Source organism: Paraburkholderia sp. JHI2823 (genome assembly GCF_038900695.1).
Lineage (GTDB): Bacteria > Pseudomonadota > Gammaproteobacteria > Burkholderiales > Burkholderiaceae > Paraburkholderia > Paraburkholderia mimosarum.
In genome coordinates, this window is the sequence record NZ_JAYMRY010000028.1 from 1 (window position 1) to 16,285 (window position 16,285).

Consider the following 16,285-nt stretch of genomic DNA (forward strand, 5'->3'; position numbering starts at 1 on the left):
GCTGCTCCAGACGCTATCCTTCAACACGGAATGGAGATTAAACCCGGGAAAGACGGAAGCAAATCTCGCAAAAAACCGGACATTTCTATTGAGCCGGAGACCGGACATCTGTATCTGGCCATGACAGTCATTGTCTTCTGTGGACTCCCGCACATTTCAGAACATCCCGGCTTGAGGGCTGCCGCAATGCGCGAAATGAAGTACATGAAAGAGGCATCGGCTCCTGCCGCCGCGTCCGCGCCGGTCGCCGCGAGCCAGTGATGAAGATCAAGGAACTGAAGCGCGACGACGGTACGCGCACGATGTCCTTCGACTGTCCTGGTTGCGGCTGTCTGCATCAGGTGAACGTCGCTGGCATCTGACTCAAAAGCTCGGGCTTTGCTGAAATTCCAGCTAGCCAGTGGCCTGGAGCCGGCAGGTTCGCAGATCACGGCATCGATCCCGTGCAGGCAAGGTGCGAGAAGATTGCCTGCACGTCGATCCAGTAGAGCCTTTCATCGACGCGCCGCCGCGGGCATCCATCGGCGCGCTAGCAGTAGTCAAGGTGCTGCTCATGCAGCGTTGCTAGGGCTGCCTTCTAGTGACGGGATCACAGCGGAAGGAAACGTGGATTACGCCAAGCTTGCACGCCATCCACGCTCAGCTCGGGTTTCCAGTCTTTCACCTGGTAGAAGGCGGGACGCTCCATCTCAATCAACCAGTCGCTGGGCTTCAGAATGTCGTACAGGCGCCCTTCGATGTGCTTCGAGTGAGTCCCGATCAGAACGTAGGCCACCTTCTCGTTGAGGATGTCCATACACGATTCGATTAGGTCCGCCTCGCCGCCCTGGATGTCGATGTGCAGGAGATCGATTCGATCTCGGTCGCCAATAGCCGCCTCCAAGGAAACCATCGGCAACAAGTCGTGGCTACCGGTGGCCACGGCCTGGTCTTGCTGCTCTTGCGTAGCACCGAAGACCGGTTCCAGCCCCCAATGGTGGCCAGCGTGCTCTTGACGCGGGAATAGTGCGGTCCCATGGGTGGCTGCAGCGATGCCGCGGTGAAGCGTGTATTCGTCCTGTGAGAACCCGTTGCGTGCCAGTGCCTCGCGGGCGAACTCAATATGGCCTTCGTCGGCCTCAATGCCGATAGCATGCACCTTGCGGCCGGTACGCTTTGCCACCACGCCGGCGTTATTCATCCAGCAACCCCATCCACAGCCCAGTTCAATCATATTGAAGGTGTCAGGGCGCGCCAATTCCACCGCATGCAACGCGGAGGCCCATTCCGCGATGTCTGCATGCCAGTTGGCTGGCAGCGGGAACGGGTCCAGCTTGCCACCCTGATCTGCCAGGAAGGGGAGAATCTTGGGGTCCACCAGCACGCCAAGCCAATTCGTCTGGAATCCCGGTGTGGGCTTTCGGTCATGCACTTCGTGGCGGCGCATGCATTCGAGCGCGTCGAAGTTGGTGTAATAGGCGAAGAAGGGTGTGCGGCGCGTGGCCTCCACCAGATTTTCCAGATTGCGAACTCGCTCTTCTGCCTTGCGAACTTGCTCTTCTGCCGATTGAAGTGCCGCAGCTAGTGCATTACGGTTATCGTGCAGTCTGCGGATCGGGCCGATCGAACGGCCAAGGCTTTTCATCAAGGTCATGCCTTTTCACTCCTACATCGCGTGTGCGGTCGCGTGTCATGAAGGCCACCGGAACAAATCTTTCTCGCCCTGGTGGAAGTGCTAAATAGGTCTCTAGCATTGAGAGTCGCCAGCATAAGCGATCCAGGCCTCGGAGGAGAATTGCGCGTAGCCCAGAAGCGAATGACCCAAATGCATCTCGCATTTTTCCCTCCCTAGCCAGCTGTTGCTGCGCATCAACTATAGGGTAACCCTCCGTGATCCCGTGGTTTATGCGCCTGCACGGTACATCCGCATCCAATGCAAAATATACCGTCGAATGAAGCACTTTTAGAGTGAATTGATACAGAAAAACAAGATAAAAAAGTTGATCGCCTGGTTGTTCGCTGCCCGGTCATTTAGCCATGACGGACTAAGCGGCTTGCTCATGTCTATGGTCGGTTTCAAGCCGGATGGCGGGAACGCTAAGCCAACCACCGCAGAAGCACTGGCAGCGCAACCGGCACGACGAACGCGGTGAACACACCGTTGAGGCCCATGCCGAGCCCCGAAAAAGCGCCCATCTCCTCGCTCACCTGAAAGGCACGCGCGGTGCCAATGCCGTGTGACGCCACGCCGATCGCAAAGCCGCGCACTTCAGGCTCGCGCACACGTACGAAATCGAGGATCCAGCGCGCGCTCACGGCCCCGAATATGCCCGTTGAAATGACGAGCACGGCGGTGAGAGAAGGAATACCACCTACCTTCTGGGCGACGGCCATGGCGATGGGCGTTGTAACAGACTTCGGCGCGAGCGAGGCAAGCGTTTGATGCGAGGCGCCCAAGAGCTTGGCAACGCCCACTGCCGAGACGATCGCCGTAAGCGAGCCGGCAACGAGACCTGCGAGGAGTGGCAGCGCGCCGCGCTTAAGCTTGTCCCACTGGCGATACAGCGGCAATGCGAGCGCGACCGTTGCGGGGCCGAGCAGGAAGTGCACGAACTGCGCGCCCTCGAAATAGGTGCGATATGGCGTATCGGTGATCCTTAGCGCGGCGACGACGAGCGCCACGGCGATCAGCACCGGGTTCGCGAGCGGATTGTGCCTCGCGCGCGCGTAGATGTTGATGGCGATGAGATAGGCGACGAGCGTGACCGTCAAGCCGAGCAGCGGCGTGGCGGCGAGATAGACCCAGATGGCATCGAGCTTCGTAATCGGCAGATGGCTGTTCACGATGTGCCCTCCCCGGCCGTATCGCCGCGGCGCTGGCGGCGCAGCAGCGCGCGCGTGACGAGCGCCGTCACGGCGATGCCGAGCGTCGTGCTCACGACGAGGCTCGCGATCACGGCGAGCGCCTCGCCCTTCACCGCCTGTGCGGACACCATGATGCCGACGCCGGCCGGAATGAAGAGCAGCGATAGATGGCGCAACAATTCGAGCGCGGTCGGCTCGATGGCCTCCACGGCGGCGGGTCGCATCATCGCGAAGGCGAACAGCAGCAGCATGCCGATCACGGGGCCGGGCACGGGCAGCGAGAACACGTAGGACACGCTCTCGCCGAGACACTGGAAGATCAGGAGGGCGGCTAGGGAACGAAGCATGGCTGAGGGTCGAGCGAGGCTGGGAATAGGCGCGGCGCGCAGTGTAGCCCAACGGCGCACGAGGCGCAGGGAATCGTTCAGCCTGCCGGCGCCCGGCTCGGGCGGATCTCGACGCCCGTCGGCTAAAATGTGCGCCCCGGCCGCTGACGCCATCGCCCGCCATCGACGCTCCCGCCTTCGTGAACTCCTCGCCCGCCCGAACCGCTGCCGCCGCCAACGCGCCCCAGTCCGCCACCCATCGGCGTGCGCTGCATGTCGCCCTCGTCTGCAACACCGCCTGGGCAATCTATACCTATCGGCGTGGCCTGTTGCGTGCGCTGACCGGTGCCGGCGCGCAGGTCACCGTGATCGCCCCGCGCGACCGTACCTTCGAGCCGCTCGCCGCCATGGGCTGCCAATGCGTCGAGTTGCCGGTCGCATCGAAAGGCACGAACCCGCTCGACGACCTGCGCACCCTGCTTGCGCTCTATCGCCACTATCGCGCGCTCAAGCCGGACGTCGTGTTCCATTACACGATCAAGCCGAACATCTACGGGTCGATTGCTGCCTGGCTCGCGCGCACGCCCTCGGTGGCGGTCACGACGGGCCTGGGCTACGTGTTCATCCAGAAGAGCCGCGCCGCGCAGGTCGCCAAGCGGCTGTATCGCTTTGCGTTCCGCTTCCCGCGCGAAGTGTGGTTCCTCAATCGGGACGATGAAGCCGCCTTCAAGGAAGGCAACCTCCTGGCGCACCCCGAGCGCGCGAGGCTGCTGCACGGCGAAGGCGTCGATCTCGAAGATTTCCCTTTCACGCCGCTGCCCGAGCGCGAAGCGTTTGCTTTCGTTCTGATCGGCCGGCTGCTCTGGGACAAGGGCGTGGGCGAGTACGTCGAAGCTGCACGCACGCTGCGCGCGCGCTATCCGCACGCGCGGTTCAGGCTGCTCGGCCCGGTAGGCGTAGACAACCCGAGCGCCATCTCGCGCGACGAGGTCGCGGCGTGGGAACGCGAAGGCGTGATCGACTATCTCGGCGAGACGGCCGACGTGCGTCCCTATATCGCCGATGCGGACTGTGTCGTTCTGCCCTCGTACCGCGAAGGCGTGCCGCGCACGCTGATGGAAGCGAGCGCGATGGGCCGCCCGATCGTCGCCACCAATGTGCCCGGCTGCCGCGAAGTGGTCGCCGACGGCGTGAACGGCCTGCTCTGTGAAGCGCGCGACACCGCCTCGCTCGCCGCCAGCCTCGCGCGCATGCTGGACCTCGACCAGGCGGCGCGCGCCGCGATGGCGGAGCGCGGCCGAAAAAAAATTGAGAAAGAATTCGATGAACGCGTTGTGGTACAACGCTACCGGGAACTGATCCGGGAAATTACCGGATCGACTTTTTGATCGAGTCTGGATCTCACGGGAACGAACACGGCATGACTGCGACGAATTCAAAGGGCACCATTCTCGTCACCGGCGGCGCGGGCTACATCGGCTCGCACACCTGCGTCGAGCTGCTCAATGGCGGCTATGACGTGGTCGCCATCGACAATCTCGTGAACAGCCGCAGTGAATCGCTCAAGCGCGTGGAACGGATTACCGGCAAGCCGGTCGCGTTCTACGAAACCGACGTGCGCGACGCGGCCGCACTCTCACGCATTTTCGAGGCGCACCGCATTACGGGCGTGATCCATTTCGCTGCGCTCAAGGCCGTGGGCGAATCGGTGGCGAAGCCGATCGAGTATTACCGCAACAACGTCGACGGACTGCTCGTGGTGCTCGACGTGATGCGCCAGCATGGCGTCAAGCAGTTCGTGTTCAGCTCTTCGGCCACGGTGTATGGCATGCCCGAGCGCTCGCCGATCGACGAGACGTTTCCGCTCTCGGCGACGAATCCGTACGGCCAGTCGAAGCTCATCGCCGAGCAGATTCTGCGCGACGTCGAGATCTCGGACCCGTCGTGGCGTATTGCAGTGCTGCGCTATTTCAACCCGGTGGGCGCGCATGAAAGCGGGCTGATCGGCGAGGATCCGGCAGGCATTCCGAATAACCTCATGCCCTATGTCGCGCAAGTCGCGGTGGGCAAGCTCGAGAAGCTGCGCGTGTTCGGCGGCGATTATCCGACACCGGACGGCACGGGCGTGCGCGACTATATCCATGTGGTCGATCTCGCGAAGGGCCACCTCAAGGCACTCGACGCGCTTGCCTCGCGCGGCGAGGGTTTCGTCGTGAATCTGGGTACTGGACGCGGCTATAGCGTACTGGATGTCGTGAAGGCGTTTGAACAGGCATCGGGCAGGCCCGTGCCGTATGAGATCGTGGCGCGTCGGCCCGGCGACATCGCTGAGTGCTATGCGAATCCGGTTGCAGCGGAAAAGCTCATCGGGTGGAAGGCGGAGTTCGGGATCGAGCGCATGTGTGTCGATCACTGGCGCTGGCAGGAGAGGAATCCGCTGGGGTTTGAGTAAGTTCAATGGCGCCTGCGTGATTTTCGGGCTGGCGCGCCGGCGGCCAGCTGGCCGCCAGGCGTGGCACTGCTGGCGGCACATGAGGGCGCTTACCGCCCGCCTGGAGGCCTCGCCGCCCCCTGGCCGCGCCGCCTTCCGGACGAATCGCTACTCGGACAACAACCACTTCAGCGTGTCGTAGAGCGTTGGCGCGTCGAACTGGCCGATGGCGTTCAACAGCTTCCGGTTATCACCGCACTGCGACTTCACCTCGTGCTGACGCACAAAGTCGGGATTGGTCCGCGCCTCGATATCGTGACCGGTGATCGTGGACATCGTTTGCAGCACGTGGGTGAGCGTGACTGCATGGCCCGAGCACACATTGAAGACTTCGCCGACCGGCGCCTTTTCTAGCAGCCTGCAATACACGTCGGCCACCCAGCGCACATCGGAAAAGTCGCGAGCTACGTCGCGATTGCCCAGTTCGATGACCGGCGCACGCCGACGGAAGTGATCCGCCATTTTCGCAACAAGAAAGCTTGGCGACTGGCCAACGCCGATGTAATTGAACGGACGCACGATGATGATCGGCAAACGATCCATCCAGAGTTGCGCCATGTACTCGAACGCGACCTTGCTCACCGCGTAATCGTTCGCGGGATGATACGGCGCAGTCTCCGGGATCGGCAGGCCAAGCGGGCCCGCGCCATAAATGTTCGCACTACTTGCCAGCAGCACGGCGGAAGGCTTCTTTTCGCATGCTGCGAGCGCCTCGATCAGATTGCGCGATCCCACGACGTTGGTCGCGTAGATCTCGCCAGGATTGCCGTGCCCGACGAACGAGATCGCGGCGAGATGCACGACCCAGTCGGGCCGCACACGGTCGACCACCTCGGCAAGCCCTGCGCGATCCTGCAGATCGCACGCGTACACATCGGGTGTGGGCACGTCGCAGCGACGAACGAGACTCGAGACCTGATGACCGCGAGCGCGCAATGCATCAACAACGTAACGCCCCGTGAAGCCTTCGGCTCCTGTAATGAGAACTGAAGCCATCAGAACGACATCCCCTTCTTGTTGCGCGCAACATCAGCCTCGACCATCATCTGGCACAGCGTTTCCAGTGAAGTCTTCGGTGCCCAGCCAAGCTCCTCGTGCGCCTTGTGCGGATCGCCGATGAGGAGATCGACCTCCGCCGGACGGTAGAACGCGGGATTCACGCGAACGATCGTCTTGCCGCTTTTGCGGTCACGTCCGATTTCGTTATCCGCGCTGCCTTCCCATTCGATGTCGAAACCGAGGCACCTGGCCGCCGCGTTGACGAAATTGCGCACGGTTTCCGTGCGGTTGGTTGCGAGCACATAGGTATCGGGCCGGTCGGCCTGCAACATGCGCCACATGCCTTCGACATATTCCTTCGCGTAGCCCCAGTCGCGGCGCGCGTCGAGGTTGCCGAGTTCGAGCACATCGAGCTGGCCGAGGCTGATTTTCGCGAGCGAATCGGTGATCTTGCGCGTCACGAACTCGCGGCCGCGCAGCGGCGACTCGTGATTGAAGAGGATGCCGCTCGACGCGAACAAGTCGTAGCTTTCGCGGTAGTTCACCGTGATCCAGTGCGCGTAGAGCTTCGCGACGCCATACGGGCTACGCGGGTAGAACGGCGTCGATTCCGTCTGAGGAATGGCCTGCACCTTGCCGAACATTTCGGACGTGCTGGCCTGGTAGAAACGTGCCTTCGGATTGATGATGCGCAGCGCTTCGAGCAGATTTAGCGCGCCGACCCCGGTCACCTGTGCGGTGAGCGCAGGCTGCTCGAAGGAGACGCCCACGAAGCTTTGGGCGGCGAGGTTATAGACCTCGTCCGGCTGAGCGCGATCCACCAGTCGGATGCAACTGCCCGCGTCCAGCAGATCGTGCTCGACGAGGCGCAGATTTTGATGATGGGCGACGCCCAGTTCCTCGAGACGCCAAAAATTGACGGAGCTCGTCCGACGGTAGGTGCCGTAGACGATGTAGCCCTTTTCTAGAAGCTGCTCCGCCAGGTACGCGCCGTCCTGGCCGGTGATACCCGTAATGATTGCCGATTTCACGATATTCTTTCCCTTGAGTGTTCCAATAATGCCATGCGGAGATGCTTCGCGAGCGGTAAGTAAACATCTATCAAGCCAGGATTCGACTCGCGCCGCGCAAGTCTGCCAATGTTAGACGCCTGCGAATTTGTTGCAGCTTATTACACGACCGTTACAAAAAAAATTTCGAAAGTTACAATGGGCTTCGGACAAATCGGCTTATCGATCGAGGCAACAAGCAGTGAATACAGCAACGTCCGCAGGAGTTGTTATCTGGCTCACCGGCATGTCGGGAGCAGGCAAGTCGACCATCGCGCGCGCTTTGGTCAGTCGACTGCAAACGTTTGCAGTGCGAGCAACGATGCTCGACGGCGACGAGTTGCGCATGGGCCTCAATTCAGATCTTGGCTTTAGCAACGGCGAGCGCAGCGAAAACCTCAGGCGCATCGCCCACGTGGCAGCACTTTTTTGCAATGAGGGGTTTGTGGCCATCACGGCGACCATTTCCCCCGAGCCCGAGCATCGAGAGAATGCGCGGCGAATCATCGGAGATGCGTCTTTCGTCGAGGTGTTCGTCGATACCCCACTTGAAGTTTGTGAGAAGCGCGACCCAAAAGGACTCTATCAACGCGCTCGCCGCGGTGAAATTCCACAGTTCACCGGCATCAGCTCAGCCTATCGCCCGCCAGTCCATTCAGATCTCACACTGCGCACGCAAGACCATACGGTCGAACGTTGTGTCGACCTGATCGTCGATTACCTGGTACGTGAACGCCAGATCGCTATTCGCCGTGTCGGAGAACGAGCGCTCAAGATGGCGACTCGTTACGTCGCCATTGGCGGAAAATGATCAATGTCTGGCGCAGCTCTTGCAGTTCTGTTTGAGGAATCAGCTGGCGGCCCTCACCGACGTCCCACCCACACTTTGTAGCTTGGACACACTTGCCGGTTGATATTCAGGAACCCAGCGCCGTAGGTCTCGGCGCACTTCATCGTCGCCCGGAACCCGGTGCTGCATCAGCCACGGCAGCAATTCGTCCAGCAGATTGACCGGCACCTCGCGCGCCCGCGCAATGCGCAGCTTAGGATGCGCCGTACGTGCGGTCATCTCGTCATCGGCCAGCAGTTCCTCATAGAGCTTCTCGCCAGGACGCAAGCCGCTGAACTCGATACGGATCTGATCTTCGGCGAAGCCATAAAGACGGATCAGGTCACGCGCCAGATCGACGATCTTGACCGGCTTGCCCATGTCGAGAATGAAGATCTCGCCGCCCTGCCCCATGCTCGATGCCTGCAGCACGAGCTGCGCCGCCTCGGGAATCGTCATGAAAAAGCGCGTGATCTCCGGATGGGTGACAGTGACCGGGCCGCCTCTCGCGATCTGCTGCTGGAACTTCGGGATGACGCTTCCAGCGCTACCCAGAACGTTTCCGAAGCGGACCGTCTCAAACTGCGTGCGCTCGCTCGTCTGCTGCAACGCCTGGCACACCATCTCGGCGAGACGCTTGCTTGCGCCCATGACGTTGGTCGGATTCACGGCCTTGTCAGTCGAGATCAGCACGAAATGGCGTACGCCATTGCGAATCGCTGCGGTTGCAACGCGATACGTGCCAAGGACGTTGTTGCGCAACGCCTGCCATGCGTTGAGTTCCTCCATCAACGGCACGTGCTTGTACGCAGCCGCATGGAAGACGATATGCGGGGCGTGACGCGACATCACATGGTCAAGGAGCAACGAGTCCTTCGCGTCGCCGATGAACGAGATCAGTGCCTGTTCAGGAAAGCGCTCGTGAATCTCCTCGGTGAGCCGGTAGATCGCATACTCGGAAAGGTCGAACGCAATGAGTTGCGCAGGCTGGAACTTCAGGATCTGGCGGCAGAGTTCGGAACCAATCGAGCCGCCCGCGCCCGTGACCATCACCACACGGTCTCGCAGCAACGCCTCAACGTGGGCGGTGTCGATGTTGACTGCGTCACGGCCAAGAAGGTCTTCGAGATCGATCTGCCGGATCTGCGACAGGAAACCCTGGCTGGGCATTAGGGCGGTGAGCGAAGGCAAGACCATCGCCTTGACGCCAAGGCGCACGCAGAGCGTGGCGAGGCGTCGTTGCGTCTCCACCGGCGCGGACGGGATCGCGATGATGACGTGCTCAACTTTGAGCGTTTCGGTCCAGCGTGCAATGTCATTGATCGGGCCGAGAACCTTGTACCCATAGATCTCGCGGCCCTGCTTCGCGACATCGTCGTCGAGAAGGCCAACAAGGCGCCATTCGCCCGAGCGCGACAGTTCGCGGGCAAGGCTCGCGCCCGCCCCTCCGGCTCCGAGGATCAGCACGGGCTTGCCCCGGCCAACGAGGCCGCCGTAAAGATAGAACTCCTTGCTCGCCCGATAGATCGCCCGAGCACCGCCCATCGCAAGGAAGAGCAGCATTGGCGTGAGCACGAGGACCGAGCGGGGAATGATCGGCTTTGGCTGAAACATGACCGCGCCGATCATCACGATGAGCGCGCCGACCATGATCGCCTTCGCGATGCGCATCAGATCAGGCAGGCTCGCGAATACCCACAAGCCACGGTACAAGCCGAAGGTGCGAAACATCGCGCCGTAGACGGGGAGCACCCAGAGGAGCGCAATGCATCCGCCCTTGAGAAAGGAAGCCGGAACTTCACCGTTGAAGCGAACGACATACGCGACAAGCCACGCGGCCACGGCGGCCAGCATGTCGAAGAAAAAAACACCGAACGACAACCAAGAAGCCTTGGATCGCAACATTGGCGGCAAACCTCGAAATTATTTGGCGTCAGATTATGGAAAGCTCGGCCCTTAAAAATCGGTGACGATCTCTTTGGAGGCCAATCTCCATACCACGCGCAACAAACCTGGCCATTGCTGCCTTAGGGGACCCGCTCCATGCCGCGGCGCCGCAGCAGATATTATGCCCGCAACCTTGATCGTGTACCAAATTGGCGTCACCGCGCTCTCATCTTAATGGTTGCGATGCGCGGGGAGAGTTTCGCATGCGAAACAAACGTCTCAACAGCGTTACAAATACGTCTTTTCCCAATGCGCAAGAGGGTGTCGCTAGTCGACGCAAGATTTTTGAAAGCTTCGCCAGCGCAAATCGACGACCGCGCCACAGCAACCAAGAACGGCGTACCACGCAGCGAGGATCAGCCATTGCTGCCATGTTTGCCTCTCCAGCGCCCACAGCGCGATGACGACGCCCGCGAGCATCACGGCATACCAGCAGATTGCCGTGCGGGCGTGACCGACACCTGAGCGCACCATGCGCTGATAGTAGTGCTCCCGGTGCGCTTGCCAGAACTTTTCCCTACGCCACAGACGCTTCAGCAATGTGATTGACGCATCCGCAATAAAAGGAGAAAAAACCAGGGCTGGGAACCAGAGCGGCCAGACTTCGCCGCGCCAACCCCAATAGCCGAGTGCGCCCGCCAGGAAGCCCAACGTGATCGAACCGGCGTCACCCAGAAACAATTTCGCAGGATGAAAATTGAGGAACAAGAAGCCGAGCGATGCGCCGGCGACGGCGGCACCAGCCTCCGCCAACGCCAAGGACGGATGCGCCGTGGCCAGAGCCGCCACCGCGTAGGCGCCGAAACCAAACAGCGCCATGCCGCCCGCGAGGCCATCCGCCCCATCCATGAAGTTATACAGATTGATCATCCAGAGCATCAGAAAGCCGATGCCTGCGAGCAGCCACCAAGGCGCATCCGCAGGCCAGATGACGACCAGCGCGACCACTGCCCCGAAATGGACCGCAAACCGGATGCGCGCGGGTAAATCGCGACGATCGTCGATCTGCGACACCAGGGCGAGCGCCGCCGCCGCCACGGCGATCAACCACGTGTCCGACACATGCCAGAAAAGCGCTGCGAGCGCGACCGGTACGATCCCCCAACCACCAACGCGCGGAATCGGCTTGGCATGAAGCGAGCGATGGTTCGGCACGTCGGTCGCAATACGCCAGGCGAGGCCGGTCGAGAGCAGGCAGCGCAGGATCAGAAAACTTGCAAGAGCCGACGCAGCAGCCGTGAGTAGCACGGTCCACGCGGATGTTCCGAATACGTCAAGAGCCTCCCTCATGCGCGCCCCTGCTCCATGCGCCATGCGCGGTACCAGTCGGCCGTCGCGCGTAGTCCCTCGTCCAGCGTGTATGGCGGTTGCCAGCCAGACAACTGTCGCCGGATCGCCGATGAGTCGAGAACCAGGCTTTCCGTGAGGCGCTCGATCTGTGCGGCTCTTCCCGTGAGACGGCCAGCGAGCTTGAGCAACGACACGGGCACCGGTACAAGCCGCGCCGGGCGACCAAGATGCTTGCCGATCTCCCGCAGCAGTTCGGCAACCGAAGGCGCGCCATCGTCAGCCAGATGAAAGCAACTGTTCGCCGCGCGCGCGTCGGATGCGCAATGCATGAGCGCATCGGCCAGATTGTCGACGAAGAGCAGGCTGCGCCGTGCATCCACGGCGCCGAGCGGCAATGGCGTCCCTCTCCAGACGGCGTCGAGCATCTTGCGGAAGTTGGCTCCGACGTCGGGGCCATAGACGAGCGGCGGCCGCACGATCACGACATCAAGCCCCGTCTCGCGCCGCAGTTCTGCCAGTGCCCGTTCCGCGGCCAGCTTAGAACGTCCATAAGCGTCGTCCGGCTGTGCGAGCGCGTCTTCGCGCAGCGGTTCGCGCGTGCTCGCGCTGCCGGCGATCGCCTTGATGCTGCTGACGTAGATGAAACGCCGCACGCCATTGCGTTGCGCGGCGCGCGCGACGCGCAGGGTGCCTTCGAGGTTGGTTTGATCGAATGCGCGCTGTGTCTCGTCGGTCTCCACTTCGTTCATGACATGCACACGGGCGGCGAGATGCACGACACAGTCGACGGCGCCGGACTTCCCGGGCCAATGGGCGTCGATATCAGTGAAATCTGGAGATGTATGGACCGATTCGGTGACACCCGCCGGCGCTGTGCCGGCACGGCGGACAATACCGGTTACGCGGTGCCCGTTATCGACAAGAGTTCGGCAAAGGGCGCGGCCCACGAAGCCGTTCGCGCCCGTGACCACGACATGCATCGGTGTTGGTTCCAGGTAAGGCTAGTCGAAGGAAATACGAATATGTCCGGTAAAGGAACACGCTAGTACGGTCTCTGCACTCGATTGTGACGCAGAACATCTAGTGTAACGGATCATTGCCCCCGGATCCGGCCCCCTTGCGATTCCTCGGTTGCTATGCAACGTTGGGGTGTAACAATATAATGCACGGACCTTACTAGGTCTTCCGCGATCTTCCGAGCGGAACAATCGGAATGACGCCCCCAATAGCCGCGTAGTGCGCGCAGCGCATCGCGGCGTGGTTCTGCGACTGCTGTCGCGTTGACCAGTAAGCCAGATCACTGCCTTCAGAATCTACCGATAGACCACAGGATTTCGATGAAAGCCATCATTCTCGCAGGCGGACTTGGGACTCGAATTTCCGAAGACACGGCCAATCGCCCAAAGCCGATGATAGAGATCGGGGGCAAACCGATTCTGTGGCACATCATGAAGATCTACTCGGCTTACGGAGTCAATGATTTCGTGATCTGCTGCGGTTATAAGGGCTACGTGATCAAGGAGTACTTTGCGAACTATTTCCTTCATATGTCGGACGTGACGTTCGATATGCGTACGAATGAAATGAAGGTTCATCAGCAATATGCCGAGCCCTGGAAGGTCACATTAGTCGACACGGGAGAATCGACGATGACGGGTGGCCGTCTGCGTCGGGTGAGAGATTTCGTTAAGGACGATGAAGCCTTTTGCTTCACGTACGGCGACGGACTTAGCAACATCAACATCAATACGCTCACGGAATATCACAGGCAGCGTGGAACCCTTGCCACGCTCAGCGCCACCTATCCGCCGGGCCGTTTCGGCGCACTGGATATCAAGGAAAGCAAGGTCAGTTCGTTCAAGGAAAAGCCGAAGGGCGACGGCGGAATGATCAATGGCGGATTCTTTGTGCTCTCCCCGAAGGTAATCGATCTTATCTCGGACGACCAATGCATATGGGAACGCGAACCGCTGGAGCAACTCGCCAATGATGGTCAACTTTCCGCGTACGAGCATGAAGGCTTCTGGCAGCCCATGGACACGTTGAGGGACAAAAATTATCTGGAAGAGCTTTGGCAGAGCGGCAAGGCGCCTTGGAAGGTGTGGTGATGACGGACAGTGCATTCTGGTGTGGCAAAAAGGTCTTTATTACGGGGCATACCGGTTTCAAAGGCAGCTGGCTGACGCTCTGGCTGCAGGCGCTCGGCGCCAGAATCACGGGCTATTCTCTCGCCCCTTCGACAGAGCCGAACATGTTCACGCTCGCGCGGATCGGTGACGGCATCGAATCGATCATTGGGGACATCCGCAACCGCGAATCGCTATTCAATGCGATCAGGGAGGCTGCGCCAGAAGTCGTCATTCATATGGCAGCCCAACCGCTCGTGCGCGAATCGTACGTGAATCCGGTGGAAACCTACGAGACGAATGTTCTCGGTACCGTGCACTTGTTCGAGGCTGTTCGACATGTGCCAAGCGTGCGGTCCGTCGTGATCGTCACCACCGACAAGTGCTACGAGAATCGGGAATGGGAATGGGGCTACCGCGAGAATGAAGCAATGGGTGGCTACGACCCTTACAGCAGCAGCAAGGGCTGTACCGAACTGGTCACTGCCGCCTACCGTAGTTCTTTCTTCAATCCCGCAGCGTACGATAAACACGGCGTCGCGATCGCGAGCGCCCGCGCCGGCAATGTCATCGGGGGCGGGGACTGGGCAGTAGACCGGCTCATCCCCGACATCATGCGTGCAATCGCTGATGGAGAGACGGTCAGCATCCGCAATCCAAACGCGATTCGGCCATGGCAACACGTCCTTGAACCACTGAGTGGCTACCTGGTCCTCGCGGAAAGCCTTTATACCGCGGGGCCGCGTCACGCCGAAGCGTGGAACTTCGGCCCAAACGATTCGGATGCTCAGCCGGTTCAGGCGATCGTCGAGCGGCTCACATCACAATGGGGTGACAATGCGCGTTGGGAACTGGACGGCAATGAGCACCCGCACGAAGCCACTTATCTGAAACTCGACTGCTCGAAAGCGCGTGCGCGCCTTGGCTGGCGCCCCCGGTGGAATCTCGACCGGACGATCGACAATATCGTCAGTTGGTACAAGGCCGCCGCCCGCGGTGAAGATATGCGAGCAGTCAGTTTGGCCCAAATTGACGAATACACTCAGTCTTAAGACTACCCGCCATGAATAAAGATCAGATCCGAGAGCAGATTATCCAACTCGTGCAGCAATACGGTTCGCTTGCGACGCAACGGCCAGAATTCGAGCCCGGAAAAACCGTGGTCCCTCCCTCCGGCAAAGTGATAGGCGCCCGCGAAATGGAGCTCATGGTCGAAGCATCGCTTGACGGCTGGCTAACGACCGGGCGTTTCAACGACGAGTTCGAAAAAAAGCTCGCGGCGTATCTCGGCGTGAATTACCTGATTACCGTCAACTCGGGCTCGTCCGCCAATCTCGTTGCGTTCTCCACACTGACCTCCCCGAAGCTCGGCGACCGGGCGATCAAACGCGGTGACGAAGTGATCGGAGTTGCGGCGGGCTTCCCCACCACGGTCAATCCCATCATTCAGTTCGGCGCAGTCCCCGTTTTTGTCGACGTGGAACTGGGTACGTACAACATCGACGCAAGCAAGATCGAAGCAGCCATTTCGCCGAAGACGAAAGCGATCATGCTCGCCCATACACTGGGCAATCCTTACAATCTCGAGGTCATTGCAGCCCTTTGCAAAAAGCACAATCTCTGGCTCATCGAAGATTGCTGCGACGCGCTGGGCGCAACCTATAACGGCCAACTCGTAGGTACGTTCGGCGACATCGGCACGCTCAGCTTCTATCCCGCACACCACATCACCATGGGTGAAGGCGGCGCCGTGTTCACGAACAACCCCGAGCTCAAGTTGATCGCGGAATCGTTCCGCGACTGGGGTCGCGACTGCTACTGCGCACCGGGCAAAGACAACACCTGTGGCAAGCGGTTTTGCTGGAAGCTTGGCAATTTGCCAGAAGGCTACGACCACAAATATACCTACTCGCACCTGGGCTATAACCTGAAAATCACAGACATGCAGGCAGCGTGTGCGCTTGCACAGATGGATCGTCTAGAAGGTTTTGTAAAGGCTCGACGCGAGAACTTCGCATACCTCCACGACCGTCTGCAAAGCTGCAAGGAATTTTTGATTCTTCCCCACGCGACGCCGAACTCCGATCCCTCATGGTTTGGCTTCCCTATTACGTTGAAGCCGGAAGCCGAATTCAATCGGGTGGACCTGCTGGATTACCTCGATCAGAACAAAATCGGTACGCGACTGCTTTTTGCAGGCAACCTCACGCGTCAGCCTTACATGATCGGCCGGGAGTACCGCGTCAGCGGTGAACTCACAAATACGGACATCGTCATGAATCGTACTTTCTGGGTCGGCGTGTATCCTGGCCTCAGCAAAGAGATGCTCGACTTCGTCGCTGAAAAGATTGAGACGTTTCTGGGCGTCAACTTCTGAAATACGA

The 16,285-nt window shown here is 60.3% G+C and carries 15 protein-coding genes; 7 read left to right on the forward strand and 8 right to left on the reverse strand.

Annotation, left to right across the window (positions count from 1 at the left end):
• The coding region (locus VSR34_RS25555; protein ID WP_342963897.1) for a hypothetical protein at positions 1 to 261 on the forward strand (261 nt) is incomplete at its 5' end.
• 328 nt (positions 262 to 589) lie between these two features.
• Here VSR34_RS25555 and VSR34_RS25560 read toward each other — a convergent pair.
• From VSR34_RS25560 to VSR34_RS25570, 3 genes are all read right to left on the reverse strand, one after another.
• Complete coding sequence (locus VSR34_RS25560; RefSeq protein ID WP_342963898.1) at positions 590 to 1,633, reverse strand: class I SAM-dependent methyltransferase; 1,044 nt, start codon at positions 1,631 to 1,633, stop codon at positions 590 to 592.
• 443 nt (positions 1,634 to 2,076) lie between these two features.
• On the reverse strand, positions 2,077 to 2,823 hold the full coding sequence (locus tag VSR34_RS25565; protein WP_342963899.1) for an LrgB family protein: 747 nt from the start codon (positions 2,821 to 2,823) through the stop codon (positions 2,077 to 2,079).
• Positions 2,820 to 3,191: a CidA/LrgA family protein gene (locus VSR34_RS25570; RefSeq protein ID WP_342963900.1), complete on the reverse strand. Its 372-nt coding sequence runs from the start codon at positions 3,189 to 3,191 to the stop codon at positions 2,820 to 2,822. Before VSR34_RS25570 ends, VSR34_RS25565 begins: the two co-directional genes overlap by 4 nt.
• 248 nt (positions 3,192 to 3,439) lie before the next feature.
• Between VSR34_RS25570 and VSR34_RS25575 the strand changes: the two genes are divergently transcribed.
• Entirely contained in the window at positions 3,440 to 4,558 is a 1,119-nt protein-coding gene (locus VSR34_RS25575) for a glycosyltransferase family 4 protein (RefSeq protein ID WP_342963976.1), read from the forward strand.
• Positions 4,559 to 4,590: 32 nt separating this feature from the next.
• Complete coding sequence (gene galE / locus VSR34_RS25580) at positions 4,591 to 5,622, forward strand: UDP-glucose 4-epimerase GalE (protein WP_342963901.1); 1,032 nt, start codon at positions 4,591 to 4,593, stop codon at positions 5,620 to 5,622.
• 147 nt (positions 5,623 to 5,769) lie between these two features.
• On the opposite strand, the gene VSR34_RS25585 is transcribed toward galE, so the two are convergent.
• Entirely contained in the window at positions 5,770 to 6,657 is an 888-nt protein-coding gene (locus VSR34_RS25585; RefSeq protein ID WP_342963902.1) for an NAD-dependent epimerase/dehydratase family protein, read from the reverse strand.
• The gene (gene gmd, locus VSR34_RS25590; RefSeq protein WP_342963977.1) at positions 6,657 to 7,694 is read right to left on the reverse strand and encodes a GDP-mannose 4,6-dehydratase; all 1,038 of its coding nucleotides are present in this window, start codon (positions 7,692 to 7,694) and stop codon (positions 6,657 to 6,659) included. Before gmd ends, VSR34_RS25585 begins: the two co-directional genes overlap by 1 nt.
• Positions 7,695 to 7,821: 127 nt before the next feature.
• Between gmd and cysC the strand changes: the two genes are divergently transcribed.
• A complete protein-coding gene (gene cysC / locus VSR34_RS25595) occupies positions 7,822 to 8,520 on the forward strand; it encodes an adenylyl-sulfate kinase (protein ID WP_342963978.1) in 699 nt (232 codons plus the stop codon).
• 39 nt (positions 8,521 to 8,559) lie between these two features.
• Here the strand turns inward: cysC and VSR34_RS25600 are convergent, their stop codons facing one another.
• The 3 genes from VSR34_RS25600 to VSR34_RS25610 form a co-directional block, all read right to left on the reverse strand.
• The gene (locus VSR34_RS25600; RefSeq protein ID WP_342963903.1) at positions 8,560 to 10,443 is read right to left on the reverse strand and encodes a nucleoside-diphosphate sugar epimerase/dehydratase; all 1,884 of its coding nucleotides are present in this window, start codon (positions 10,441 to 10,443) and stop codon (positions 8,560 to 8,562) included.
• A 309-nt stretch (positions 10,444 to 10,752) separates the two neighbouring features.
• Positions 10,753 to 11,775: a glycosyltransferase family 4 protein gene (locus VSR34_RS25605; protein ID WP_342963904.1), complete on the reverse strand. Its 1,023-nt coding sequence runs from the start codon at positions 11,773 to 11,775 to the stop codon at positions 10,753 to 10,755.
• The gene (locus VSR34_RS25610; RefSeq protein WP_342963905.1) at positions 11,772 to 12,755 is read right to left on the reverse strand and encodes an NAD-dependent epimerase/dehydratase family protein; all 984 of its coding nucleotides are present in this window, start codon (positions 12,753 to 12,755) and stop codon (positions 11,772 to 11,774) included. The genes VSR34_RS25605 and VSR34_RS25610 overlap by 4 nt, the downstream gene beginning before the upstream one ends.
• Positions 12,756 to 13,112: 357 nt before the next feature.
• On the opposite strand from VSR34_RS25610, the gene rfbF reads away from it, so the two are divergent.
• The 3 genes from rfbF to rfbH are packed head-to-tail and all read left to right on the forward strand — an operon-like array spanning position 13,113 to position 16,278.
• Positions 13,113 to 13,883 carry a glucose-1-phosphate cytidylyltransferase gene (rfbF, locus tag VSR34_RS25615; RefSeq protein ID WP_342963906.1) on the forward strand — a complete coding sequence of 257 codons (771 nt, stop codon included), beginning with the start codon at positions 13,113 to 13,115 and terminating at the stop codon, positions 13,881 to 13,883.
• Complete coding sequence (gene rfbG / locus VSR34_RS25620) at positions 13,883 to 14,953, forward strand: CDP-glucose 4,6-dehydratase (protein WP_342963907.1); 1,071 nt, start codon at positions 13,883 to 13,885, stop codon at positions 14,951 to 14,953. The genes rfbF and rfbG overlap by 1 nt, the downstream gene beginning before the upstream one ends.
• 11 nt (positions 14,954 to 14,964) lie before the next feature.
• Positions 14,965 to 16,278, forward strand: coding sequence for a lipopolysaccharide biosynthesis protein RfbH (gene rfbH / locus VSR34_RS25625; protein ID WP_342963908.1), 1,314 nt, complete (start codon positions 14,965 to 14,967; stop codon positions 16,276 to 16,278).
• Positions 16,279 to 16,285 lie beyond the last annotated feature (7 nt).